The 25,803-nt window shown below is 51.1% G+C and carries 18 protein-coding genes and 2 tRNA genes; 9 read left to right on the top strand and 11 right to left on the bottom strand.

What is annotated here, in order from left to right; all coding sequences use genetic code 11:
• Positions 1 to 43: 43 nt before the first annotated feature.
• Both ACO0K9_RS02760 and ACO0K9_RS02755 read right to left on the bottom strand, forming a co-directional pair.
• On the bottom strand, positions 44 to 1,690 hold the full coding sequence (locus ACO0K9_RS02760) for an alpha-L-fucosidase (protein WP_422981516.1): 1,647 nt from the start codon (positions 1,688 to 1,690) through the stop codon (positions 44 to 46).
• Between the two features lie 110 nt (positions 1,691 to 1,800).
• Positions 1,801 to 3,495 (bottom strand): rhamnogalacturonidase, encoded by a 1,695-nt coding sequence (locus ACO0K9_RS02755; RefSeq protein WP_422981514.1) that lies wholly within the window; start codon positions 3,493 to 3,495, stop codon positions 1,801 to 1,803.
• 514 nt (positions 3,496 to 4,009) lie between these two features.
• Here ACO0K9_RS02755 and ACO0K9_RS02750 point away from each other — a divergent pair.
• The 6 genes from ACO0K9_RS02750 to ACO0K9_RS02725 all read left to right on the top strand — a co-directional run bounded on the left by ACO0K9_RS02750 (position 4,010) and on the right by ACO0K9_RS02725 (position 16,654).
• The gene (locus ACO0K9_RS02750; protein ID WP_422981512.1) at positions 4,010 to 8,035 is read left to right on the top strand and encodes a beta-galactosidase; all 4,026 of its coding nucleotides are present in this window, start codon (positions 4,010 to 4,012) and stop codon (positions 8,033 to 8,035) included.
• A 136-nt stretch (positions 8,036 to 8,171) separates the two neighbouring features.
• Positions 8,172 to 10,937, top strand: a complete 2,766-nt coding sequence (locus tag ACO0K9_RS02745) for a Tat pathway signal sequence domain protein (RefSeq protein WP_422981510.1) — start codon at positions 8,172 to 8,174, stop codon at positions 10,935 to 10,937.
• Between the two features lie 120 nt (positions 10,938 to 11,057).
• A complete protein-coding gene (locus ACO0K9_RS02740) occupies positions 11,058 to 13,502 on the top strand; it encodes a TonB-dependent receptor domain-containing protein (RefSeq protein ID WP_422981508.1) in 2,445 nt (814 codons plus the stop codon).
• 198 nt (positions 13,503 to 13,700) lie between these two features.
• Positions 13,701 to 14,951, top strand: coding sequence for a rhamnogalacturonan acetylesterase (locus ACO0K9_RS02735; protein ID WP_422981506.1), 1,251 nt, complete (start codon positions 13,701 to 13,703; stop codon positions 14,949 to 14,951).
• A 60-nt stretch (positions 14,952 to 15,011) separates the two neighbouring features.
• Entirely contained in the window at positions 15,012 to 15,878 is an 867-nt protein-coding gene (locus tag ACO0K9_RS02730; RefSeq protein ID WP_422981504.1) for a rhamnogalacturonan acetylesterase, read from the top strand.
• A gap of 65 nt (positions 15,879 to 15,943) precedes the next feature.
• Positions 15,944 to 16,654, top strand: a complete 711-nt coding sequence (locus ACO0K9_RS02725; RefSeq protein ID WP_422981502.1) for a GDSL-type esterase/lipase family protein — start codon at positions 15,944 to 15,946, stop codon at positions 16,652 to 16,654.
• 60 nt (positions 16,655 to 16,714) lie between these two features.
• On the opposite strand, the gene ACO0K9_RS02720 is transcribed toward ACO0K9_RS02725, so the two are convergent.
• The 8 genes from ACO0K9_RS02720 to ACO0K9_RS02685 form a co-directional block, all read right to left on the bottom strand.
• On the bottom strand, positions 16,715 to 17,182 hold the full coding sequence (locus ACO0K9_RS02720) for an Rrf2 family transcriptional regulator (protein ID WP_422981500.1): 468 nt from the start codon (positions 17,180 to 17,182) through the stop codon (positions 16,715 to 16,717).
• A gap of 147 nt (positions 17,183 to 17,329) precedes the next feature.
• Positions 17,330 to 18,547 carry an NO-inducible flavohemoprotein gene (gene hmpA / locus ACO0K9_RS02715; RefSeq protein ID WP_422981498.1) on the bottom strand — a complete coding sequence of 406 codons (1,218 nt, stop codon included), beginning with the start codon at positions 18,545 to 18,547 and terminating at the stop codon, positions 17,330 to 17,332.
• 171 nt (positions 18,548 to 18,718) lie between these two features.
• A complete protein-coding gene (locus tag ACO0K9_RS02710; protein ID WP_422981496.1) occupies positions 18,719 to 19,279 on the bottom strand; it encodes an HNH endonuclease in 561 nt (186 codons plus the stop codon).
• A gap of 433 nt (positions 19,280 to 19,712) precedes the next feature.
• Positions 19,713 to 19,786 (bottom strand) — tRNA-Cys (locus ACO0K9_RS02705).
• A 55-nt stretch (positions 19,787 to 19,841) separates the two neighbouring features.
• Positions 19,842 to 20,078, bottom strand: a complete 237-nt coding sequence (locus ACO0K9_RS02700) for a hypothetical protein (RefSeq protein WP_422981494.1) — start codon at positions 20,076 to 20,078, stop codon at positions 19,842 to 19,844.
• Between the two features lie 84 nt (positions 20,079 to 20,162).
• Positions 20,163 to 20,246 (bottom strand) — tRNA-Tyr (locus ACO0K9_RS02695).
• A 330-nt stretch (positions 20,247 to 20,576) separates the two neighbouring features.
• Positions 20,577 to 20,855 (bottom strand): hypothetical protein, encoded by a 279-nt coding sequence (locus ACO0K9_RS02690; RefSeq protein WP_422981492.1) that lies wholly within the window; start codon positions 20,853 to 20,855, stop codon positions 20,577 to 20,579.
• Positions 20,856 to 21,039: 184 nt separating this feature from the next.
• Complete coding sequence (locus tag ACO0K9_RS02685; RefSeq protein ID WP_422981490.1) at positions 21,040 to 22,032, bottom strand: helix-turn-helix transcriptional regulator; 993 nt, start codon at positions 22,030 to 22,032, stop codon at positions 21,040 to 21,042.
• Positions 22,033 to 22,107: 75 nt separating this feature from the next.
• On the opposite strand from ACO0K9_RS02685, the gene ACO0K9_RS02680 reads away from it, so the two are divergent.
• Positions 22,108 to 22,599, top strand: coding sequence for a DUF1579 domain-containing protein (locus ACO0K9_RS02680; protein ID WP_422981488.1), 492 nt, complete (start codon positions 22,108 to 22,110; stop codon positions 22,597 to 22,599).
• Between the two features lie 192 nt (positions 22,600 to 22,791).
• Here the strand turns inward: ACO0K9_RS02680 and ACO0K9_RS02675 are convergent, their stop codons facing one another.
• Complete coding sequence (locus ACO0K9_RS02675; protein WP_422981486.1) at positions 22,792 to 23,184, bottom strand: hypothetical protein; 393 nt, start codon at positions 23,182 to 23,184, stop codon at positions 22,792 to 22,794.
• A 440-nt stretch (positions 23,185 to 23,624) separates the two neighbouring features.
• Between ACO0K9_RS02675 and ACO0K9_RS02670 the strand changes: the two genes are divergently transcribed.
• The gene (locus ACO0K9_RS02670; RefSeq protein WP_422981484.1) at positions 23,625 to 24,707 is read left to right on the top strand and encodes a threonine ammonia-lyase; all 1,083 of its coding nucleotides are present in this window, start codon (positions 23,625 to 23,627) and stop codon (positions 24,705 to 24,707) included.
• Positions 24,708 to 24,854: 147 nt separating this feature from the next.
• The gene (locus tag ACO0K9_RS02665) at positions 24,855 to 25,799 is read left to right on the top strand and encodes a VTT domain-containing protein (protein WP_422981482.1); all 945 of its coding nucleotides are present in this window, start codon (positions 24,855 to 24,857) and stop codon (positions 25,797 to 25,799) included.
• Positions 25,800 to 25,803: the final 4 nt, after the last annotated feature.

Raw genomic sequence — 25,803 nt, 5'->3', positions numbered from 1 at the left:
CATGAGGCGTTTGTATTAAGCGTTTTCTTTGTATGGGCTTTCGTTACCAGTCCGGGTTGCCTGAGCGGGTTGCCGAAGCTGGATTCATCTTCAGGCCTGTGATTTTTACCGTATAGGCGGGTGACCCCTTCAAGTTTTGCGGTATTTGCAGCTTCAAACCAGCCTTATCATGTACAAATATCAGGTTTTCCGCCTTGCCCAGCAGGCTGACCTGGCTGACTCTACCAGACACTGTCGCTGTGCTTAATGGGGTAATCAGCAGCTCTGTGCCCGGTTTTGCCCCGATGACGATGGCATACAAGTTATCCGCTTTTACGGTGAAGCGGATGCTTGGTCCTGCTTCATTTCGGCCGCCACCCGTGCCAAAACTGGTCCAGCTATGCGTGCCGTAAATCGCTTCTCCATTCACTTCCAGCCATTCGCCGATGGCAAGCAAGGTGTCTTGCTGTTCTTGAGGAATAGTGCCGTCTGCCTTGGGGGAAATATTCAACAGCAAAGTACCGTTTTTACTGACCGTGTCAACCAGTTTGGCAATAATACTGGCCGGACTGGCGATCTTCATGCCTTCGGTATAGCCCCAGGTATTGCCTATGGGTTCATCCACCTGCCAAGCACCAGGGCGAATACCGGAAGGTGATCTTTCACCGATTTTTTCAAAATCAATGATGGAGGCGATAGTCTCGGTATTTTGATTACTTGGCGAATACGCAGCTTTCTTGGTGCTCAATGATACTTGCTTGCCCCACTGGCTGGCGCGATTGTAGTAATAGGCGGCAATCTGCAATTTGAGCGGATCAAGATAGCGCTGGTCAACGCCATTATCAAACCACAACATGTCTGGCTGGTATTTGTCGATCAGCTCCACATTGCGCAGGTACCAGTCCACCAGAAACTTCTTGCATGCTTCATCACTGCGGTCAGCGACGTTATAAAAGTCGGCCCATTCAGGATCATACAGGTCAGCTTTTTTCGCTTTCAGCCTGGCTATCAGATCAGCAGGAGGGTTGATGAATTGAAAATTTTCTATCCCGTGATTGGAAACCCCGAACTTCAATCCCTGCGCACGCACAGACTTGGCCAATTCGCCAATCAGGTCACGGCCAGGCCCCATCTGTTTGGCATTGAAACGTGTGACTGCACTATCCCACATGGCAAAATTATCATGATGCTGCGCACTGGGAACAACAAATTTGGCCCCCGATTTTTTGAGCAAGCTTGCCCATGCATCAGGATCAAATTTCTCCTGCTTGAACACGGGGATAAAATCCTTGTAGCCGAATTTTTCCTGATCGCCAAAATGGCTGGCATGCCACTGCCTGTCAGCGCCATACATATGCTTTTCGTACCACTCATTGTGATGCGCCGGAACAGAATACAGGCCCCAGTGCATGAAAATACCGAACTTGGCTTCATTGAACCAGGCAGGAACCTGGTAATTTTTCTTCAGTGAATCCCAGTTGGCCTGGAACGGCCCGGATACCAGTACATTGCTGGCTGGCAGTGCGGCAACGGCGGCTTCCACCACTTCCTGCCGGGTTTCCGGTGCCATGTCGTAGCCTTGAGAATTGCCGCCGGATGCATATTGATCCGGTACTCTTGCTGATACGGTCGATGCAGATACTGCTGCTGCCACCAGAGATAAAACCAGCAAAAACCTGCGTTGACGACGGGAGACGTGATAAAGGGACATGATGATATGCAATGAATCAAGAAGATAAGAACAACCCGCCACAACAAAGCAGCAATCATCATCGATACGATAATGATTGCTGTATACCCCTGTCGGCAAGCGCTTTGGTTTTACAGACTCTCTCGTTCTACCTGTTTGCGCTGGGTATCCGCCAGGCCACTACAGTCTTTTGCGGAAAATTCCTTGACATCCTGCAGGCTGAAACCTGGCGTGCCTGGCAGCTGAGGGAAATTCACCTGACCAAAATAAGCGCGGTTCACGTCATGCAAGACAAAGGCGGGCCGGCTATCGGCCTGCTTGCAGGCGATATCCACATGATGCAGCTCCAGATTCTTGACATGGCGCGCGAACAGGCCATGCGCAGGGCTAAGGCCAAACATGCTGGGTTCAGGATAACTGCCAGCATTTTCTGGCGGATTCATGGGTACCTTACTGATGTCGCCACCGCCCTGATGCAATACGTGCACATTGCTGATGCGCACATCTTCTATCGGATAGCCCGGCACACCGCTGATGATGGATGCATAGCGCGAATCAGCGCCCGACACCACGATATTGCTGATATTGATGCGTCGTATGGCACCGGTTAGCGCCCCTTCGGGCGCGCGCAAACGGCTACCCAGGCGAATGAATAGTGGTGGATTAGTCAAATCACGCATGACCAGATTGCTGACGGTAATATCCTCGATGATGGCACCGTCAACGCTCTCAATAGCCAGGCCACGGCAACGTTCGAACACGCAGTTGGAGATTGCTATATTGCGAAAACCACCGTTCGACTCGGTACCCAGTTTGATGCGGCCAGCAACGCCTTCCCTGTCTGGCGCAAATTCCTGCTTGCGCTGGAAGCTGCCGTCCAGGAAAGTGCCTAGATCAAATCCGGATACCTGACAATTAGTGATATTAATATTTTCGGTAAAACGCTTGTACCCCAGCGCAAGCGAACTCTTGAGACAAATCGCATCGTCGTTCGGAGAGTTGATGCTGCAATTGGAAATATGAACATTGCGACAACAATCAATATCGAATCCATCCCTGTCCGTATCCACTTTCAGGTTATCTATCGTCATATTGTCAGTGCCGGTCGCCAGCAAGGCAAAGTGACCGCCATTGAAAATACTGATATCGCGCAGAATGACATTTTTGCAGCCTTTCAGGGCAATTGCCTTGTTGCCCTTGCCTGCCATATCGGCACCGTAAGGCTTGCCGCTGCCGCGTTCCCCATGTGGGTCACTGTCACCCAGGCTGGAAGGCATGTCGCCAGGCTTTGGTACGCGACGCGGCCCGGGACCGGAATGAGTCAAGCCTGCTCCATAGATAAGGCCGGTACCCAGGATGGACACATGCTCCAGGTTTTCACCCCAGATCAGGCTGTTATGCCAATGGCTATGGCCAAAATCCTGATAGGCATCCCATTCATTTGGTTCTGCCGCATCGTAACTGCCACCGTGCTTTACCGGATCAGCCGCAATCAGGGTGGCACCAGCATCCAGGTACAGGCTGACATGGCTTTGTAGGCGGATAGAGAAACTCAGGTATTTGCCCGCAGGGAAAAACACTGTTCCACCCCCTGCTGCTGCCGCTGCACTGATGGCACGATTGATGGCATCAGTATCCGTCTTCTTGCCATCTCCGCCAGCGCCGTAGGCCCTGACATTGAAATTGCCCACAAGATTCGCATTTGATGCTGTTTTCCGTTGCGCCATCACTGGCAACGCGTACATAGGTAATGTGGCCGCCACTGCTCCGGTACCAAACATGCGCAAAAAGTCACGTCGCAATGGCGATGAGGTCTGCTTATTCAATCTTATTGTCTCCAGCGGATCTTTTAAAAATAGATTTGTCATGGCATTTTTTCTTTTTATCCATGCAAAATATCGGCTGAGGGTACCATTAAAAAACAAGCGGACACGCAGTCAGAATGTTCAACTTGATGATTAATATTGAGCGTAGCACGATTCATTTTGCCCGAATGCGCAAAACCAATCGTCCCAAGAACAGTTAATTAACTGCTTATATTCAATCGGTTGACAGCAAAATACAAATATCCTGCCATTGCTCAGAAACGTGATTACATGATGCAAACCTGCTCAGTTTTGTTGACATGCTCTGCAGCGAAATTGATACTCAAAATAATAAGCTGCGTATTCAAATTGCAGATTGCATATTGAATCTGCAGCCGTGAAAAAAGAGACATCTCACACCAGGTCCAGGCCAATCAAGCATCTACGCCAGATGGATATGGCTGATTGCCCGGTGTGGGCATACATCTACTTACTCTCCCCATTCTTTGTTTGACCAAGCGTCAGAAGGAAAATGATGAACTCAGTAGTACGATCCGGATTGGCTATGCTGGCATTGACATGCAGCGTAAGCCTGGTACACGCACAGACACAAAATACTGCGCCACCACAAAATCCCCCCGTCACCGGTGACGCCCTGATGGACAGTTTCGGGCTGACCAGTACCAACAAGGTACAGACCAATAGTACCGTTGCTCCACCAAATGCCAACCCAAAAGTGGTCCCGTTGAAGGGTGACACCAGCTTTTTGATGTCGGCCTTTCCCTCTACTTCACAAAACAAGCTCAGCCTGTTTACTTCTTACGACGGCACCAGCTTTGCACCACTTGCCTCAGAAGCGTATACGCCGCCACAGGGCCTGCTGCGCGATCCATCCATTTTGCATGCAGATGATGGTTACTATTATGTGATTTACACTACTGGCTGGGCTGGCGATACTTTTGGCGTGGCCAAAAGCAGCGACCTGCGCCACTGGCAGCATGTACGTGATGTGCGCCTGCAACTGCCAGACGCCAATACCAATGTCAAAGTCAGCAATGTCTGGGCTCCTGAGTGGTTTACCGACACAGATGGCTCGGTCCACATAGTCGTGTCAGTATCAACACAGGGCACCAAGGGGCCTTTTGGTGCGTATGTCCTGCATGCGCTAGACAAGACTTATGCCAATTTCTCGCAAGCCCAGGTCATGGCAGGCCTGCAAAATAATTACATTGATACCTTCCCCATCAAGGACGGGTCGCGCTATGTGGTCTTCACTAAAAATGAAACCAGCAAGTACATAGAAATGGCAACCGCCCCTGCCCTTGCTGGTCCATGGAAAGTGGAAAAAACTGGCGACTGGGCAGGCTGGGGCAAGCCGTCTGAAGGTCAGGCACTGGTCAAACTGAAAAATGGCGGCTGGCGTATTTACTTTGATGATTATACGACCAAGCATTACTGGTATTCAGACAGCAAGGACAATTTCAAAACCTGGACAGCAAAACAGGAACTGGGTGGCGTATCGGGTGCGGTACGCCATTTCACCGTCATCAGCGAACCCACCAAGCTGCTGGAACAGGCCACCGCTGCCAAAGCCCCGGCCAGGAAGATCACCTGGGATAAATACTCACTGATGATAGACGGCAAAAGGGAAATGATCTGGGCCGGTGAATTCCATCCTTTCCGGCTGCCCAATCCTTCACTGTGGCGTGACGTCATACAAAAAATGAAAGCCACTGGTCTCAACACTGTGGCGATTTACTTTGACTGGGGTTATCACTCATCCCGCCCGAATCAATATGATTTTTCCAGCATACGCAATGTAGAACTGGCGATAGAAATGGCGGAACAGGAAGGCATGTACGTCATTGCCCGCCCTGGCCCCTATGTGAATGCAGAACTGACACGCGGCGGTTTCCCCGGTTACCTGGCCCGGCAAAAGGCAATTGCCCGTACCGATGCAGCCGAATACATGCAATCTGCAGACGAATGGCTGACCCAGATTGACTCGATTATCGGCCGTCATCAAATCACCACCGGTGGTGGCACCGTGATTGCCTATCAGTTGGAAAACGAATTATCAAATACCTCGGATACGCACAAACGTTATATGCAGCATCTGGCAGACAAAGCCAGGGCGGATGGTATCAGCGTGCCGCTGTTTCACAATTCTGCTGGTCGTCTGCCTAACTGGACGCCACCCAATTCCAGTGCCCCCTATGCCGTGCCCGGCCCCACCGATTTGTACAGCTTTGACGGTTATCCCGGTGGTGGCTGCACCAATACCAAAGAAATTGGCAAGCCGAATGTCGTTCCCAACTGGGGTATGTATGGTGAAATCCCTGCCAATACCGGAACCGGGCCAGTCAAGATTGGCGCCCTCGCCTCGCCGAATACACCAGGCTTTGCGGCAGAAATGGGGGGCGGCTGGTTTGATTTCTGGGGCAGCGTCGGTACCTATGACTGTACCGCGCAGCGCACCGGATCAAATTATGTACGCACGTTTTATGGCGCAAATTTGATCAATGGCATTTCCATCCATTCCATCTACATGATGTATGGCGGTACATCATGGGGCTGGCTGCCAGCGCAGGTCGTGTATACATCCTACGATTATGGCGCAGCAATCGACGAAGGCCGTGGCTTGCGCGAAAAAGCCCTGACACTGAAGCAGATGGGGCATTTTGTCGATGCTGCCAAATCTGTGCTGAGTGCCATGGATAAAGGCGAAGCGGTCGCTGCGTCCAATCCTGCGGTCAAGCTGTATCACAATATCAGTCCAGCCAATGGCGCGCACCTGATTTTCGCCATCCATGCCAAGACCGATTCCACCACAGAAGAATTGTTCAGCTTCAAGCTCACTACCCGTGATGGCAGCTACCAGATACCGCAGGCAGGCAGCCTGCGCATCAAGGACCAGAATGTCAAACTGCTGTTGTCAGACTACACCCTGGAACGCCAGCACCTGGTCTACACCACATCAGATACCCAGACCCACCTGCAACAGGATGAACGTGATATCGCCCTGTTGTATGGCCGCAAGGGTGAAGATGGCGAAACTGTACTGCGTTATCAATCTGCACCCAGGGTTGAGGTATTGGAAGGTGCAGTCAATGTCGTATTTGACCAGAAAACCGGCGATCTGCGCTTGAATTATGTACACAAGGATCTGATACGCGTGCGCATCAGTGGTGGCGGCAAAGCAGATTTGCTGCTTTTGCTGGCAGATGACGAAACCGGCCGCAACTTCTGGCGTCAGGAAACCGCTCAGGGCGCTGTCCTTGAACGTTCACCAGCACTGGTGCGCCAGGCCAGCGTGCAAGGCAATACCTTGCATCTGAGCGGTGATACCCAACAAAGTAGCATGCTGGATGTATGGGCACCGAAAGCCATCACCCAAATCACCTGGAATACAGTCGCCATCGCCAGCAGCAAAAATGCAGATGGCAGTTTGTCGAGTGAACCACTGACCGGTCCGGCCGACATTGTTTTACCAAAACTGATGCAGCAGACATGGATGCGTCGTATGGATTCGCCCGAGGCTGCCAAAGTCTTTGACGACAGCAAATGGCGCAGAACGGACCTGACCACCACTGCCGCCACCGTCAAGACCACACCACCTGCCGGCCAACCCATACTCAGCATGAGTGATTACGGTTTTCACCACGGTGATGTCTGGTATCGCGGTTACTTCAAGGTCCAGGCCGGCAAACCATTGCCTGAACAATTAGAAATCAGCTATGGCGGCGGCGGTGCAGGTTTCATGCAGCTATGGCTGGATGGGGTCTACATCGGTGAAAATGAAATGCCAACCGGAAAACCCAAACCAGACAACTGGGGCACTGCCAGCTTCAAGCTGCCTGCTGTGGCATTAAGCACTGGCGAACATGTACTGTCCGTCATGGTCAGAAATAATTCCCACAACTGGGACCTGGCGGCAGATGATGAACATAAAGTGGCGCGTGGCTTGATCAGCGTATCACTGACGCATGACATCCAAGAAAAATTTGCCACACCAATTAGCTGGAAAATCCAGGGTAATAAAGGCGGGGAAGAAATTGCTGACCTGGTGCGCGGCCCCTTGAATAACGGTGGTCTTTATGGTGAACGTGCAGGCTGGTATTTGCCGGTCAGCACCAAGCCAGATTCCAAGCCAAATGACAGCGGCTGGGAAAATGCCAGCCCGGATGCAGCGCCACCTGCCGCCGGTACTTACTGGCTGCGTACCAATTTCACCCTGGATATGCCGGCCGGCCATGATGTGCAACTGGGCCTTGCCATAGGTGACACCAGCCAGCCGCGTTCTGACCGCAGAAATCGTGTGCTGATTTTTGTCAATGGCTGGAACATGGGGAATTTCATTTCCCATATAGGTCCGCAACGTCTTTTCATCCTGCCGCCGGGCATATTGAATCCAAATGGTGAAAATACGCTTTCACTGGCAGTCAGCACCGATGGCAAGGCTGAGAATGCCCTGGAACCACTGGAATTGGTCAAGATACGCGCGGCACGTGGCGGTGTACCGCTGGAGCTTGTACCTAGCCCGGCCAATCTGCAACGCTGATGACACCCGAGAGCCCGTACTTAAGAAAATCCATCATGGCATAAACACGGCTTCACTTTTGAGCGTTTATCGTGTAGTGCGGCCCATTACGCCACATCCGACTAAAGATATTTTCAAACATGCAAAGTAACGAATAATGTTTAAATTAACGCGTCGCAGTTTCATCAAAACAACGGCAGCCACGGCACTTGCCAGCCAAATACCTTCCCTGCAAGCACAGAATCTGTCTGCGGGCGATGCCGGTACTGCAGTCAAAGCAGATGAGTTCATACGCCTGAACTGGCTGGAAGCCAAAGCCCCGCAGGTACTGACAGGCACCACGGTTGGCGTGCCCTGGCCGCGCGGCAAGATCGCTAAAAGCCAGCAATTTCAATTGATCAATCAGGATGGCAAAGACTTGCCTACCCAAAGCTGGCCCTTGGCATACTGGCCAGATGGCTCCTTGAAGTGGACTGCCCATGCAGTGGCCGCCGGCGTCAGCCTGGGTTCGGAATTGCTGGTCAAACCAGTAGCGACAAGCACCTTGCCATCTGAAAAAATCGTCAGCGTCAAGCAAAGCAAAGATGGGTTTGTGATTGATACCGGCATAATGACTTGTGAGGTTGCCACTCAGGGGGCGCAGTTTATCCGCAGCGTGCAACGTAATGGCAAAGAAATCATGCGCAACGGCCACCTGGTCGTCGTCACCGATGATCAGCCTGATGGTGAAAGCGGTACTACCCGCCAGCACAATTACATCAGCAATATCAGTCAGGTCAGTCTTGAGCAAAATGGCCCGGTACGCGCCGTATTGAAGGTCGAAGGCATGCATAAGGATGCCAACCGCGCATGGCTGCCTTTCGTGGTCAGGCTGTATTTCTATGCCGGTGCAGATACCATACGCGTCATGCACAGCTTTGTTTATGATGGTGATGAACAGCGTGACTTCTTGCGTGGTATAGGCTTGCGCTTCGATGTCGCCATGCGTGATGAACTGCATGACAGGCATGTCCGATTTGCCGGTGAAAACACTGGCTTGTGGGCAGAAGGCGTACGCAATATGACAGGCCTGCGGCGTGACCCTGGCCCGGAGGTACGCAATGCCCAGTTGGCCGGACTGGCGTGTCCGCCGCTGACACAATTCCCTGAAGTGATACAGCGCCTGATCCACCTGGTACCGGCATGGGGTGATTACACCCTGTCTCAACAATCAGCAGACGGTTTCAAGATACGCAAACGTACCAAATCCGGCTATGGCTGGGTAGAAGCAGCCTGGGGGCACAGATCGCCCGGCACCGGCTACATTGGCGGTGTCAGTGGCGGAATCGCTTTTGGCTTGCGCGATTTCTGGCAACGTCATCCTACCCAGCTGGATATCCGTCAGGCCCATACCGACACAGCCCAGGTCACTGTCTGGATGTGGTCGCCGGATGCCCCGGCCATGGACTTACGCTTTTATCATGACGGCATGGGTATGGAAACCCATGACCAGGAACGTGAAGGCCTGGAAATCACCTACGAAGATTATGAAAAAGGATTTGGCAGCCCCATGGGTGTGGCCCGCAGCAGCGAAATCACCTTGTGGGTATGTGCCGCCACCCCTTCAAGGGAAAAGCTGGTGCAGTTTGCCGATGCCATACAGACGCCGCCACAACTGGTGGCGAAGCCCAGTCATTTCCTGGCGACTGGCGTGTTTGGCGGGCTGTGGAGCTTGCCTGATCGCTCGCATCCAGTCAAAGCTGCACTCGAAGATCAACTCGATTTCCGCTTCAATTTTTACAAGGACCAAGTCGAACAGCGCCATTGGTATGGCTTCTGGGATTATGGCGATATCCGCCATACCTATGATCTGGACCGGCATGAATGGCGTTACGACGTCGGCGGTTTTGCCTGGGACAATTCCGAACTGTCCCCCGACCTGTGGCTTTGGTACTCTTTCCTGCGCACCGGGCGGGCAGACATCTTCCGCTTTGCCGAAGCCATGGTTCGTCATACCAGTGAAGTCGACACCCATCACCTGGGCCAGTTTGCCGGCCTGGGTTCACGTCATAATGTCCAGCACTGGGGTTGTAGTGCAAAACAGTTGCGCATCAGTGCCGCCGTATATCGCCGTTTTTATTATTACCTGACGGCAGATGAACGCATAGGCGACATCATGCATTCACTGATAGATGCCGACAAAAAACTGGAAACCACGGATCCGGCACGCAAGCTCAAACCCAAAGAGGATATCAGCAAAATCAAGGCGCATGCCGGCTTCGGCACAGACTGGGGTTCGCTCGCAGGCAACTGGCTGACCGAATGGGAACGCAGCGGCGACATCAAGTACCGCAACAAGATATTGACAGGCATGCGCGATATTGCAGGAATGCCGCACGGCTTTTTCAATGGCAACAGCTTTGCCTACGACGCGGACACCAGCCATCTGATCAATGTCTTCGGCAACCGGGCGTCAGCCAGCCACTTGAATGCCGTCTTTGGTGCAGTAGAAATCTTTGCTGAACTGGTGACCCTGACTGACGAACCCAAGTTTGTGCAGGCGTGGTTACAGTATTGTGAACTCTTTAATGCTGGCAAACAGGAACAGATTAATGCTTTGGGTATGCCGCATGGTGCGGGTAATGCTTTACGTAACGGTCATTCCAGGCTCACTGCCTACGTCTCCTGGAAAAACAAAAACCCAGCATTGGCACAACGCGCATGGCGCGAGTTCTTTGGCAACCGTGGCGTACCCGGCCCATTGCTGAAAACCATACGTGTACAGGGTGTCGACAGCCTTAATCCTGTCGATGAAGTGCCATGGATCAGTACCAACGACACCGCGCAATGGGGCTTGGCTGCGATACAGAATCTGGCATTGATTGGTGACTATATTCCTTCGATGGCGGACCTGAAAAAAATGGATGCTACCGACAATGATTGAACAAATGAGGCAAGCCCAACTTCTGACAACAAACTGATACAAACCAAGTTGAACTGCGCAAAGATTTTTACGTCATAGTGTTGGCAATTTCATTCATTGGTGTTTAACTAAACCTAAATCATGACAACACACCGCAAAAAAATATGCACAGCAACTGTAACGCAATTTGTCTGCCATAGTGGCAAGACCACGCGCAATCTGGTATTGGGTGCACTGATCACAGAAGCCTTTTGCATGGGGCAAACTGCTTATGCCCAAACCCCGGACAAGCCAGCTGCACCCGTCACGTCGGCAACAGCAGTAACACCAGCCAAAGCAGCTAACCCCACCGCACCAGCCAAGCCTGCGGAAACAAAACCGGAAGAGACCGACAGCAAAACAGGCGCAGTCAGCAAAGCCGAGACAAAACCTGCAACACCTGAAGTGCCAGCCAACGGTAGTGCCGAACCACCATCCGTGACCGTGCAGGGAGAACGTCCCAGCAATCGTATAGATCGCCAGGTGTATGACATTAAATCGGATGTTGCCAGCACCAACGGTACAGCCGCCGATGCACTCAACAACATCCCGTCCGTGTCGGTTGACCCGGATGGCACCGTCAGCCTGCGCGGCAGCACCAAAGTACAAATCCTGATCGATGGCAAACCGTCCGCCATGATGCAGGGTGATAACCGCGGCGCATCACTGAATGCCATGCCTTCACACGACATTGAATCTATAGAAGTGATCAATAATCCCGGCGCGCAGTTTGGCAACGAAGGTGGTGGCGGACCTATCCTCAACCTGGTCATGCGACGCAATCGCCAGCCCGGTGGCTACGGTGTGGTTAATGCCAATGTTGGATCGGCAGGTCGCTACAACAGCGCCGTATCTGGCAGTTATCATGAAGGCCCGTTTGGCATACAGGGTGGTGTCAACTTCCGCCACGACGGTAGAAATTCAGTCGGTGAGGTCGTCCGCGACCTGATTAATCCTGATCAGCACAGCACTCAGACATCCAGTTCTGCCGGTCTGAATAATTCTTCTGGCATCAATAGCGCGATCACATACAACATCGGCACCAAGGACACGCTGGCTGCCAATTTTTCCTATGCCAGACGCAACAATGACCAGAAATCGACAGATCATTACCTGAACTTTGGCCAAATCAATAGTGACTATGTGCGCTCTACCCAGCGCGGTGGCGAAAGCACCAACTACAGCTGGGGGGGGCGCTATGACCACAAGGGTGATATCAACGGCGAAATCATGCGGGTGGACTTGCGCGTTTCAGGGTCGGACAACGCCAGTTCCAACGCGTATTCCAACGTGTATGCGATCAATCCCGGTGCTTTTCCCGACGTACACAGCAAGCAAAATAATGCCAACAATATCAAGATCGCTGACTTTACCGGCGACTATGAACGTCCAGATGATCAGGGCCTGTTGAAAATGGGCTATAAAATAGCCAACAACAAAAGCGAATTTGATACCAGCTATTTTAATATCGATCCCATCAGTAACGCATCCACTCTTAATCCATCGCGAACCAATAGCTACAATCTTGATGAGGCCAATATCGCCCTGTACGGATCATATCAATTGCGCCTGAACGAAAAATGGGGCGTATTGGCAGGCTTGAGAACCGAATATACACATATCGATATCCAGCAATTAACGGCGCAAATTGAGGCGACCAATCACTACATTAACTATATTCCCAGCTTCTTTGCCAGTTACAAGGCCAGTGACGATACCACCATACGTTTCAGCTATGCCCATCGTATACGCCGCGCCAATGCCAATGAGCTCAACCCTTTCGTCGTCTATCGCGATGATTTCAATGAATCAAGTGGCAACCCAAAATTGAAACCGGCACAGACAGATTCTTTTGAACTGGCCTATGAAACCAGGGTTATCGGGCTGGATATGAATATACGCGGTTACTATCGCACAGAAAGCGACAGTATTTTGTCTCGTAGAATCCCCATCAGCGACACTGTCGTTCTGACGACATTGGAAAACGGTGGTGGCAATCATTCCAGCGGTATCGAGTTCACACTCAGTGGTAAGTTAACGCCCAAGCTTTCCATCAATACCAGCGGCAACCTCTTGTTTATCGAACAAAAAATCCTGACTACAACTGGCCCAAGAATCTTGAATGCAAACGGTCAGGAAATCCAGACTGCAAGCAGCCAGGAAATCACGCGTTCGGCATCATCCTTAAGCCTGCGTGGGCGTTTCAATTACCAGTTGACCGAACAGGATCAGTTGCAAGTCAGCCTGAATGCCCAAGGAAAAACGCTGTCTGGCGAAGGCTATCGCCAACCCAACTCCACCGCCAATTTCAGCCTGCGCCACACGATTACGCCCAGCCTGAATCTGGTGTTGAATGTCACTGACGTATTCAATTCCAACAAAATAGAGACCATCGTCGATACAGACACACTTAAAGAACGCAATATCCGCCGCTATGACGGTCGCCTGATTTATATTGGTCTGTCGTATCGCTTTGGTGGCGTTACGACTGGTGGCGCTGGAAATAACCGTCAGGAAATGCGTCGCCCTCCACCCGGACAACCCTGATACCCCTTTGCTGCGGCACAGCAATCAACGGCCTGTCGATCCCTGTCGCCAGGTCGTTTTCGTTGGATGTTGATTTGATGCCAATCACAGCATTGATTGTTTTCCTGGGTGACACACTTTGCTACATGGCTGCCCTAAAATGCGTGAATAATTTGCAGGTATTTTTTATTGCTGTATCCATTTCCTGATCTGAGCTCCATGAAAAAATTGCCTACTTTCAGTCTGTTTGTTTTTCTTAGTAGCGTCGCCTTCAGCAATGCACTCCATGCACAAACATATTCATTTGATTTCAGCGCGAAACCAAGGACAAAGTCCACTGCGGTGAAGACGGATGCCTTGTATTCGGCAGAAGCTGGATATGGCTTTGAAAATGGCGCCCAGGTCACGACAACAAGCAATGGCGTCAGCAGTGCCAAACCCTTCCTGTTTTCCGTTGCTGTGCCGGAGGGTAATTATCGCGTCAAACTCACGCTGGGTGATGCCGACGAAGCATCTGAAACCACCGTCAAAGCAGAAACCCGTCGCCTGATGCTGGAGAAAGCCCAAACCAAAAAAGGTGAACGTATAGAAAGAAGCTTCGTCGTCAACGTACGCCGCCCGGGTATTGCTGGTGGTGGCGAAGTCAAACTGAAACCACGCGAAACCGGGGAAGAACAATTTACCTGGGATGACAAACTGACACTGGAATTCAATGGCCCGCGCCCTAGCGTAGATGCCATCGATATCGAACGTGTAGACAATCTGCCTACCCTGTATTTGCTGGGCGACTCTACCGTCACCGACCAGCCAGGCGAACCTTACGCCAGTTGGGGGCAGATGCTTCCGCGCTTTTTTGCATCAGATGTCAGTGTCGCCAATTATGCGCAATCTGGTGAATCCCTGGCTTCTTCCAAATCAGCACGCCGGCTGGACAAAGTACTCGGTCTGGTCAAGCCTTACGACTATGTGTTCATTCAATTTGGACACAATGACATGAAGGCGGTGGACGTAGCGACCTACAAAAACAATCTCAAAATGTATACCGCAGCGCTGGCCGAAAAGCATGTCCAAGTGATACTGGTCACCCAGGTGCAACGCCGTACATTTGAAGGTGGAGTCATCACCAATTCACACAAGGGCTATCCGGATGCCGTTCGTGAAGTGGCCAAAGAAGAAAGCCTGCCGTTGATCGATCTGCATGCCATGAGCAAGGTCTTTTATGAAGCCCTGGGGCCAGAAAAATCCTTGCTGGCATTTAAACCGGGCGACGGTACGCATCACAATGCCTACGGCGCTTATGAACTGGCCAGGTGCATCGTGGAGGCTGTGCGGCAAGCCAAATTGCCTCTGGCGAAATCCATCCTCGCCGGGGTAGACAGTTTTGACCCTGCCAAACCCGATGCGCCAGAATCATTTTCCATTCCGGCCAGCCCGGCCATGGTCAGTATCAAAAAGCCGGATGGCAGTTAAGTCTTTGATGCCGGACCATATCCGTATGTTTGCTGCTCCATTGTCTACAAAGAGGTTTTTATGATCACTAGCAATATACTTGTCTTATCCTGGCGCAAAGCCGTGCAGTTTTTACTCCTCTTCGCCGTCGCTGGTCTGGCCTCGGCGCAGGCCAGCAAGGAAGACGACAGGCCGGTAGTCGAAGAAACCAAGCAGGTAGCCAAGCAGGCGATTGATCCCAAACTGCCCTCTTTCTTTATCGTTGGTGATTCCACTGCCCGCAGTGATGCGCCCATGCGTGGCTGGGCCGATGAAATAGCACCCTACTTTGACTTGAGCAAGATCAATGTCATCAACCGTGCGATTGGTGGCCGCAGCAGCCGCACCTACATACAAGAAGGTCGCTGGGATAAAGTGCTGGGTGAAATGAAAGCCGGTGATTTTGTGCTGGTGCAGTTTGGGCACAATGATGTCGGCCCACTGGATGTCAAAGGCAAGTTCCGTGGCAGCATACGCAGCGCTGGTGAAGAAACTGAAAATATCACCAAACCCGATGGCAGCATCGAGGTCGTGCACAGCTATGGCTGGTATTTGAAGAAGTACATACAGGACGCCAGAGCCAAGGGTATTTCTGTCATCCTTGCCACACCGGTACCGCATAAAGAATGGGCCAATGATTTTGCTGAACACCGCAAACTGGCAAGTGCTGTTGCCAAAGAAACGCAAGTGCCCCTGATTGACGTCACCGCAATCACTGGCAAGACCTATGATGCCCTGGGCAAGGAAAAAGTGGAAACCCTGTTTAGCGACCAGCGTACCCACACCAATATTGCCGGTGCCAAAATCAATGCAGAATCTGTCGTTGCCGGTATCAAGGGCTTATCCAAAAATGGATTGAACAATTATTTTTCACTCAAGGCTGGCGTCATATCGCCGCAAGCAGAGTAAAGCTTTTTTTCTGACAAATTGCATTCCGGACTTCATTCCGAACTTCACTCATTTACGAGCACATCATGAAACGTTTACTTTTGTCTGCCCTTCTGGTTGCGTCCTTCTGCAATGCACAGGTCAGTTCCGCGCCGGTGTCTACGCCTGCCAAAGCGACCACGGTTGCCAGTGACCAGAATTACAGTCCAAGAATCAACTACCAGATCTATTTCAATGACTATATAACGCTCAGGAAAAACCGTCCGGCCGACCTGATTTTCATCGGTGACTCCATTACCGAGCAATGGCGTTGGGGTGCCGGCTCACCGGTATGGAAACAGCATTTTGAAGAACGTGCCATCGACTTTGGACTGGGTTCAGACAAGACGCAACATACCATCTGGCGTCTGGAAAACATCGATTTATCCGCCTTCAGCCCCAAGGCGGCAGTCATACTTATAGGCACCAATAATCAGAACGATACGCCAGAAGACATAGCCGATGGCGTCAAGGCGGTAATTGCCGCCACCCAGAAAAAATTCACTGGCATCAAAGTCGTTTTGCTGAGTATTTTACCAAATGCCCGTGCCACAGAAAAAATGGCAACGGTGAATGGCTTGCTGGTTCCACTCGCTGATCAGAAAGACATTTTCTATCTGAACCTGGCAGAAAAATTTCCTGCTGCCGGCGATAACTGGAAGGGCTTAAGCAAAGACAAACTGCATCTGTCGGCTGAAGGTTATGAAGTGTGGGCAAGTGAACTGGAAGCCATTCTTCCTACGGTACTGGCCAAGTGATGAAACAGGATTCAGGTGATGCAAACATGGCATCACCTGGAATCTTCAATCACGCTTTATCTACACATCACGTCCGATTTGTGAGCGATCAACAAAACCCAATTTGTGTAGCATTACTATAGCTTCATGCGTATTGCCAGCAACTGCATCTGCCAGCGTATGGGTATCAAGATGGGCATAAAAGACTGACAAAGCCTGATCCAGTATGCCCTTTAACTGACAATTGCCGCGTAACTCGCATGGCGGACTGGCGCAATCAATCAAGGCACTCTCTCCTTCCAGTTCCAGTATCGTTGTACCAAGCCGATAATTTTTTGCAGGCTGTGCCAGCGCCATGCCGCCACCTTTACCCCTGGTGGTAATGATCCAGCTTTTTTGCGCCATGAAATGCACTACCTTGACCAGATGATTACGCGAAATCGCAAATTTCGTCGCAATTTCGGTAATCGTCACAGGTTCTACTCTTTCCTTATGGCTCAAGTACATCAACACGCGCAAGCCAAGATCGGTAAAGTGGGTTAGTTGCATAAAATTTCTCGAATCAGGAGGTAGATCGCATGATAATACAGTTGCCAAAGTCCTTGAAAGATAAGCTTCATGCATTGTCGCCATAAAAATTGACGCTTTAGCAGCATGCCGATATAACGTCAATTTATTTCATCACATTTCTTTGGTTTATTGCGCAAATCCACCGCTGCCAAAAGCTTCCTTGTGAATGCGGTCGGCTGCCACGCCCAGTGCGCGCAGGCTGGCAATTTGTGCCTGCATGAAAGGACGTGGTCCACAAATATAATAATCGGCCTCAGGCAAAATGACATCGGCTGCGACAGCTTGCAGATTCAGGCGACCGCGGTAATCAAAGTCCACCGATGGCTGATCCTTTGCCCTTGGCGTTTCATAGTAAATCAGGGATTTGACGTGGGCATGCGACCCGGTCAGCTTGCGTACATGGTGTTTGAATGCATGTACGCCGCCGTGTCTGCAAGCATGCAAAAAGCGGACTTGTCGTGATGTCTTGTTCTGTAGCAAATGCTCCAGCATCGCCATCTTGGGTGTTACCCCCACACCGGCACTGATCAGCACAACCGGGGTCTCGCGGTCTTCATGCAAGACATAATCACCCATGGGAGGTGCCAGATCCAGTATGGCCCCTTCATGCAAATCACGATGCAATACGTTCGAGACCAATCCGGCAGGCTTGTCCGCCATTTCGGCTTCACGTTTCACTGAGATGCGCAGGTATTCACCGCCCGGTGCTGCTGACAGACTGTACTGGCGCGGCTGCATGATGCCCAGTTCCGGCACAAACACCTTGACCGACACATATTGCCCCGGACGGTATGCAGGCACCTTGCCGCCATCTGCCGGGCGCAGGTAGAACGAAGTGATCTCTTCGCTTTCTGGAGTTTTCTGGCTGATGACGAAGCTGCGCCAGCCTGTCCAGCCACCTGGAATGGTTGCGGCTTGTGCATAAATGGCGTTTTCCTGGGCGATCAGTACGTCGGCCAGTTGCCCATAGGCGGCGGCCCAGGCAGCGATCAATTCATCTGAGGCGGCATCTCCCAGTACTTCCTTGATTGATGCCAGCAAATGCATGCCGACGATGGGATAGTGCTCTGCCCGGATACCAACGCTGACATGCTTGTTGGCCACCAGCGTCAGTACCGGCATCAAAACCATGGGGTTATCGATATGTTCAGCATAGGCCAGCACGGCCATTGCCAGGGCCTGCTGCTGGCTGCCAGATTGCTGGTTACCCTGATTAAAGACCGGCTTTAGCTCAGGATTGTGTTCAAATAGGCGCGCGTAAAAGTGACGTGTCAGGGTAACGCCATGCTCTTTCAAAACCGGGACCGTAGCCTTAACCAACTCACGAGTAGAAATATCTAACATAATGCCTCATATAATGTATTTATTATACATGTTTAAAATTAAACGAATGGGATGAAACAGGAAAGGAATCCTCTTTTTAAATTCCTTGGCGGCATCATAATCCATGTAACATATATTTACAATACATGTTACATGGATTTCTTTCTACTTATCAGGGACATGCCGCCCGCATTACAGCAAACGGCTATGACGCGGCAATTTGGCGGTCAGATAATCCAGCTGATCAGCAATCACGTTTCGTCCACTCAAAATGAAGTGCTCGAAACGGCAGGGTGCGTACGGTACATAAATCAATGGCTTGAAGTCATGTACCAGTTTACTGCCCTTGTTCTGATTGCAGATACGGCAGGCGGTGACACAGTTTTCCCACACGTCCTTACCACCGCGTGAACGTGCCAGCACGTGATCACGAGACAGTTCGTGGTAAGCAAATTTTTCACCGCAATAGGCGCAAATATACTTGTCACGCGCATACAGCAGGCGATTACCATCGCCAAGGGGAATTTGATGTCGGTTATTCTTCGACATGCGTTCACTATTGCGTATGGAAATGATGGGACGAACGACGATTTTTGACTGTTCGCCATTCTTGTTATAGCCCCCACGCAGCATCAATACCTGATCGCCGATGTCCCACGCCACTTTTTGGGCGGCATAATGGGTCGCAGCGTCATTCTGACTAATCCAGTCGTATGGTATTCCTGCTATGTCTAAAACCAGTATTTGTTGCATACATCACCTGTTTCTTTGGGATGTTTTCAATTCGGGAAGACGAGGCTTGGCTATTACATTGTAGCGACTAATTGCCATCGCCGTATAAAGCTTTTCAGGCCGACATGAACTTCATCGGCCAAAGGATAGATCCAGGCTGCATCCGGGCTCATGCGAATAAACTTCGCCCCCCATAACTGCTTGCAGCGAATGCCCTGCCCTCGCTATCTATCCGTGACAACTGAGCGCAGGGCCAAGTCTTGCAAAAATCTCACTTCACCGGCTCATCAGCGAGTTAGTGGACTACAAAATGGCGCAGCGCTCACCAGCCAAGGTGACAACAAACAAAAATCGTGAGGTATTTTCATTTGCCTTACGCTGCATAAAGGCTTGCCGACGACAGCGTCGAGCTTGTTTTAAATCGCTTCCATCACAGGAATACATGTTGATAAAGAGCCTGGTGCCGGATTCGAACCGGCGAACAACAGTTTTGCAGACTGCGCCTTTTGACCACTCAGGCAACCAGGCAAACACCGATACGCATGCAATGCGTTTGATAACACGGCATCCGTGATAGACAGCATCACTGCCTGCGTTTTTTCCACGCATAGCTGGAATCTGTTTCGGCCACGCCGGCAAGGCCGATAGAATCCGGGTTTTCAGATGACATGGTGATATGGCATATCGCCAGACCATTGCGCTGCTTTGCGCGCAAGGCTTCTGCAAAATGCAGTGCCTTGGTCATTTCATCATGGCCAAATTCTTTGCTGCAGGCCATGCGTTGCCCATCAAAAACGATGGTCCAATAAATCGTAAACATAATTTTTCTTCTTTTATTTTTATTCTATTTTTTTAAATTTAGTAATTCTTCCGGTTCTTTTAGAGCACGCACAAGAAATACTGATGGTGGATCGCCCAGGAATCGAACCTGGCCAGCCGAAGCAACTGTTTTACAGACAGTCCCGCGTCCATAGCGGAATATCAATCCATTTTCTTGCTGGATGACATAGCGTCATTCCTGCATTACGCGGCATGGCGAAATGTCATGCGCGTTGAGATGTCATCTCTGTTCACGATCCAGTTGTACGGATCATGAACAGAGCTCATCATTACATCTTCCCAAATTGTTAAAGAATCCCGTGTTATCCGGTGTTTTCCGGCACGACCGCCTTACAGCGGGTTCTACTGCTGGGTCTGCGATAGCGCAAGCTGATCTGCAGACCGTTAAGACTAAAAACAAAAAAGCCCGGTGCTTTTCAGGCATCCGGGCTTTTCAGCTTTCGTATCATGAAGCAGGCTTTCGCTCGCCTCCATAATGTCAGGGGTTACTCCCCCGGATGTCAATCATGCGTGTCCAGTAATAGCTAAAGTCTTGATAGCCAGGCTCGCAAGTATCTGCACAACATGTGAGTGCGCGGCCAGCACCTTGCGTGGCTGGCACAGTAAATGCATCAGATGCCGCAGGAATCAGCGACGCCGTCTTTACTACATTCACCGCATTCACCGAAATCAAGCCGGCCAGCCAATTCAGCAACAGCCCGGCCCGCGCTGTGAAGCGCAAGTTTGTTAAAGGTGCTGGTTGAGAAGTGGTTTTCACGATCATTTCCGTTCGGTTTAAAAAGTGCTTTTTGTTTCAGTAATTAAATCTTGCCACAAGTCTTTTCAGCAAGCAAGCCTTTTAATGAATATTTTCTTCTTTAAATGACGATTTATATTTCATGAAGGTGAATTTATTGCCTTAGCCTTGCATTTGTACCTACGTACGCCTCATGGCTTTGCCCCTAGATTTTTACCAATTGTTTTGCCAATCGTTTGACCAAGGCCTTCATCTCCACGCGCAACTGCTGTGGTTTATGGATCACAAATTCAAATGGCAGGGCCGCCAATTGTCGCGCCAACCAGTCCAGATCATCCGACTGGTTGTGCAGTAATACGCCTTCACTGCATTGTTCCAATACACCTATCGCATCGGATAAATGAGCGCTGGCTGTGTGCATATCTGTTTTCAGCAATACCTCGGCACTGAATGCACGCGGTATCGTCGCCACGGCCTTGCGTAAATGCAGCACCACGTTGAACCGTGCAGGGCGTTCAAAACCTGCGTCCAGAGCATGCACCCTCAGCACACGATCCAGCCGGAAGCTGCGTGTATCTTTGCGCAGATGACAAAACCCGACTACATACCAATAAGCGGCATGAAACGCCACACCATACGCATCAAAATCCCTGTTACTGACATTGCCGTCGGCTGCGCGATATTCCAGATGTACCCTTGACTGTTGCATGACAGCTTCACTCAAACTGCCAAGCACCTGCTTGTCTGCCGGTGTGGCAGACGGTGCCAGATCCAGTTGCACCACCTCCTCCATCGCCTGCAATTTTCGTTTCAAGTTGTCAGGCAACAGCCGCTGCAACTTGGCCAGACTGCTGGCAATTGCCGGTGCCGCATCCACCAGACTCAATCTGCGTACCGCTATCAAACCCGTGGTCAGCGCCAATGCCTCATCATCACTGAACATCATAGGTGGCAATTTAAAACCGGGCATCAAGGCATAACCACCGTAACGACCGCGTTCCGTCATCACAGGTATACCCATTTCTTCCAGCGTGACGATATAACGTCGCAGGCTGCGTCTGTCGATATTCAGCATGGCTGTCAATTCGGCGCCACCAAGGCGGCCATGTGTCTGCAACAGCTCAAGCACTGCCAGAACACGCGTAGTCGGATGATAAATGGAAGACATGTAGTAAGTATAGGCATTAATTAGGATCAATTTCGTCCTATATTAACAATAAAATGCTCACAGGTGCCAATCCGGCGCCGCACTACCACACACTCAAGGAGCATCATGTCCACATCGACCACCACAACAGGCGCAGCCGATTTCGATTTCTTCATAGGCAATTGGAAGGTAAAGCATCGCCGCCTGAAAGAAAGACTGGCCCATTGCCAGGATTGGCAGGAATTTACCGGCACCACATCCACTATCAAGATTATGGGTGGCGCAGGTAATTTTGATGACAACCAGCTAGACATGCCCGACACACCCTACCGCGCCGCCACCCTGCGCAGTTTTGATGCCTGCAGCGGCACCTGGTCCATCTGGTGGCTGGATGCCCGCTACCCCAGCCACCTCGACACACCGATGCGCGGCCGGTTTCAAAATGGAATCGGTGAATTCTATGCCGACGATACATTTGCTGGCCACCCCATACGCGTACGCTTCTTATGGACTGTGCCCGCACCCGACATGCCACGCTGGGAACAGGCATTTTCAAGCGACGGCGGTGGCACCTGGGAAACCAACTGGGTTATGGATTTTGAGCGTCAACGAGAATGATTGGAATTCACTCATGACAGTCTCTGAGCACGTTTACTCTACGGTGATTGTACCGCCTTGGATACGAACCAATGCGTCTAGTGCAGGCAGCAAGATATATACTTTCCATGTACACGGAATCAGCGGCTCCCACATTTCATGTCTGCACCCGGACAACCACGGCTTGAAAGATTTTGATTACGGATCGTCTTCCTATTTCATCAATTCAATTTCAGAAGCATCATTCACTTTTGTTGTCGCAGATTTCACTACCCAATAACCGGATTCGACTTTAAGTGTAGTGTGTACAATTAATTCTCGCGAATGCCCTTTTGACGCAATGGCAAAGAAAGCCGATCCACTTTTATTACCATTGTCATTGTTCATTTCCAGAGAGACGCCTTCCCACCAAGACAAACGAACTGATTCAACAGGCTCACCAATCAACCCTGACAATTCTTGCGAGGCCAGTAAAAAGGTTTTAGCCGTCTGAAATGCGTCGCTTTGAACCAATAAGAAATTAAGCAAAAGGGGGATTGACGCTCCTACAGCAACAACTAAGACAATGATCAGCTTAATTTCATTTGAAATTTTTATTTTTTGCACTTGCACTCACCTTCCATGAGTTCTGTCACACCACAGAAATACGAATACGATAATTTTATGCTCCTTCAAATATTAGCTCATTTCATGAGTCAAGTACCATTGGCAACAAAAAACCAATCTGCTTGACTAATCACCCTTGCCATCCCAGCCAGGATCGGTTAAAGTTTTCCCATGCACGCAACTCCTCATCCCCTGCTGAACACAAACTCATGCGCTATTGATGCCGCATGTGCTGCTGTGTTTGCAGTTGCGCTGCCGGTTGTTTCCATCTGCGACATTTCCATTATTCGAATTATTCCGGGTCGTTAAGCTACGGCGTATGCCGGTGCCTGGCGGCCCTTCAGCACATCATTGTTCTGATGTCGTGAACCTGCGAGCATTCACAATTTAGTCGCAACTTGTTCACGATTTTTTTTGCTGATTTCCATACTGGAGTTTTTATGTCTCATGTTGCTACAGACAGGCCTTTGCACGCCCCTGCATCCTTGTCATCCACCGTTTTAAATACCCAAAGAAATGACTACCCCTACCCTTCCCTGGCAGATATACGCCAGACGGCCGCCAAATTATCGCAACAGGTTTTGCATACGCCAGTCTGGAAATGGCAGACTGGCACGGCCCTGAACAAACTGGAACCCGATACCGAAGTCTGGCTCAAGCTGGAATTGCTTCAAAAAACCGGCACCTTCAAACTGCGTGGTGCCCTGAATTGTATCTCTGCACTGGATGCTGCCGCACGTCAGCGTGGCGTGGTAGCTGTCAGTGCCGGTAATCATGCGATGGCGGTTGCGTATGCGGCCAGGCTTGCGGGCGTGTCTTGCAAAGTCGTCTTGCCGCGACATGCCAGCCCTACCCGCATCCATGCCTGTCGCCACGACGGCGCGGAAGTGATACTGGAAGCAGATATGCACCAGGCATTTGCGTCGGGACAAAGCATCGTCGAAGAAGAACAGCGCACCATGATCCACCCCTATGACGGACCACTGACTGCCCTGGGCACGGCAACGGTAGGGCTGGAATTGATGCAGCAGGTGGTGCAACTGGATGCGGTCGTCGTCCCTATTGGTGGTGGCGGTTTATGTGCAGGCATTGCTGCTGCCGTCAAACAACTGGCACCGCATTGCGCCGTGTATGGGGTTGAACCTTACGGGGCGGATGCCATGTATCGCAGCTTTCAGTCAGGCCAGGCTGAACAACTGCAAGTGGTCGACAGCATCGCCGACAGCCTGTGTGCACCGTATGCCATGGACTACAGTTTCAGGGTATGCCAACGCTTCGTGGATGAGATTGTCCGGGTCAGTGATGACGAAATCTGCGTTGCCATGTCGGACCTGTATCACGATGTGAAACTGGTCGCTGAACCGGCTGCCGCGGTCGCTACGGCCGGGTTGTTTGGTCCCCTGCGGCAAAGACTGGCTGGTAAGCGGGTAGCGGTCATCGTCTGTGGCTCCAACGTAGACCCGGCAAGGTATGCAGAATTGCTTGCCAGGGCAGGATCAGCAGCGCAGGCGCTAGCAGCATAAGCGTGGCGACAACACTTTATAACAGGCCTTACATGCGAAACCTCACAATGCCCTACAATAGAGTTTCTTTCAGGTAGAGGGATATCCGGGCGATATTCAGCTTGTTTCCAGATACCTGCTCACTGCATCACCAATAACGGAATCGGTATGGACCAAGGCTGGCTGGTAGAATTTTTTCATCAACACAGCAATTTGATGGTGTTTGTTAACGTCTTGCTGCAGCAACTGGGCCTGCCCGTGCCGGCTGTACCAACCATGATGCTGAATGCCAGTCAGGCAACAGGAACGGGACAACTGGCCGTGTTGCTGCTGGCTGCCGTCGCCGCGTCACTGATTGCAGATCTGGTCTGGTATCAGGCTGGTAAAAGCTTTGGTTATAAAGTCTTGAAATTTTTGTGCAAGATGTCGATTAACCCTGGTTCATGCGTGAACCAGACAGAAGCCCGTTTTATGCGCTGGGGGGTGTGGTCGCTGGTGGTTGGCAAGTTTATTCCTGGTTTTTCTACCGTGGCACCGCCGGTAGCCGGGGCGTTGGGCATGCCACGCGCGTCGTTCATGCTGGCATCTGCCATTGGTGCAGCTCTTTGGGCCGGCGTGGCTTTGCTGGCGGGCTTTGCCTTGCAAGCGCAAATCGGTATCGCTCTGGCATTTTTGTCCATGCATGGCATACGCATTATCGCTGTTTTTGTGGGCTTGCTGCTGTGCTGGCTGGCCTGGAAATTCTGGCAGAAAAAACGCTTTGAAAAACTGGCATCGATTCCGCATTTCAGTCCGGCAGAGTTGGCTGACACCATCAAAAGAAACAGCATGCCACGCATTATTGACTTACGCAGCCCTGCCCTGATTGCTGAAACCGGCGTCATCCCGCATGCCACTGTCAGCGAAATGAAACAGGTCGGCCTGGCGGCCAATGGCTGGCCACAACATGAAATGGTCATCACCATTTGCGCTTGCCCCGGGGATGCCGCCGCAGTACATGCCGCACACACCTTGAGGCAACTGGGTTTCCAGGATGTCAGGCCATTTGCCGGTGGTTTTGATGCCTGGCGCGAATTGGCGATTCAACATCCGGATCTGCTAATCAAAGCCTGATCAA

It is taken from the genome of Undibacterium sp. Ji50W (assembly GCF_049340445.1).
Lineage (GTDB): Bacteria > Pseudomonadota > Gammaproteobacteria > Burkholderiales > Burkholderiaceae_D > Undibacterium.
Note: the sequence above shows the minus strand (reverse complement) of the source record. Positions and strands in the feature narration are given on the sequence as shown.

Coding starts and splice junctions, on each gene's coding strand:
- ACO0K9_RS02760 (WP_422981516.1), bottom strand. CDS start 1,690: ATGTCCCTTTATCACGTCTCCCGTCGTCAACGCAGGTTTTTGCTGGTT.
- ACO0K9_RS02750 (WP_422981512.1), top strand. CDS start 4,010: ATGAACTCAGTAGTACGATCCGGATTGGCTATGCTGGCATTGACATGC.
- ACO0K9_RS02745 (WP_422981510.1), top strand. CDS start 8,172: ATGTTTAAATTAACGCGTCGCAGTTTCATCAAAACAACGGCAGCCACG.
- ACO0K9_RS02740 (WP_422981508.1), top strand. CDS start 11,058: ATGACAACACACCGCAAAAAAATATGCACAGCAACTGTAACGCAATTT.
- ACO0K9_RS02735 (WP_422981506.1), top strand. CDS start 13,701: ATGAAAAAATTGCCTACTTTCAGTCTGTTTGTTTTTCTTAGTAGCGTC.
- ACO0K9_RS02730 (WP_422981504.1), top strand. CDS start 15,012: ATGATCACTAGCAATATACTTGTCTTATCCTGGCGCAAAGCCGTGCAG.
- ACO0K9_RS02725 (WP_422981502.1), top strand. CDS start 15,944: ATGAAACGTTTACTTTTGTCTGCCCTTCTGGTTGCGTCCTTCTGCAAT.
- ACO0K9_RS02720 (WP_422981500.1), bottom strand. CDS start 17,182: ATGCAACTAACCCACTTTACCGATCTTGGCTTGCGCGTGTTGATGTAC.
- hmpA (WP_422981498.1), bottom strand. CDS start 18,547: ATGTTAGATATTTCTACTCGTGAGTTGGTTAAGGCTACGGTCCCGGTT.
- ACO0K9_RS02710 (WP_422981496.1), bottom strand. CDS start 19,279: ATGCAACAAATACTGGTTTTAGACATAGCAGGAATACCATACGACTGG.
- ACO0K9_RS02700 (WP_422981494.1), bottom strand. CDS start 20,078: ATGTTTACGATTTATTGGACCATCGTTTTTGATGGGCAACGCATGGCC.
- ACO0K9_RS02680 (WP_422981488.1), top strand. CDS start 22,108: ATGTCCACATCGACCACCACAACAGGCGCAGCCGATTTCGATTTCTTC.
- ACO0K9_RS02670 (WP_422981484.1), top strand. CDS start 23,625: ATGTCTCATGTTGCTACAGACAGGCCTTTGCACGCCCCTGCATCCTTG.
- ACO0K9_RS02665 (WP_422981482.1), top strand. CDS start 24,855: ATGGACCAAGGCTGGCTGGTAGAATTTTTTCATCAACACAGCAATTTG.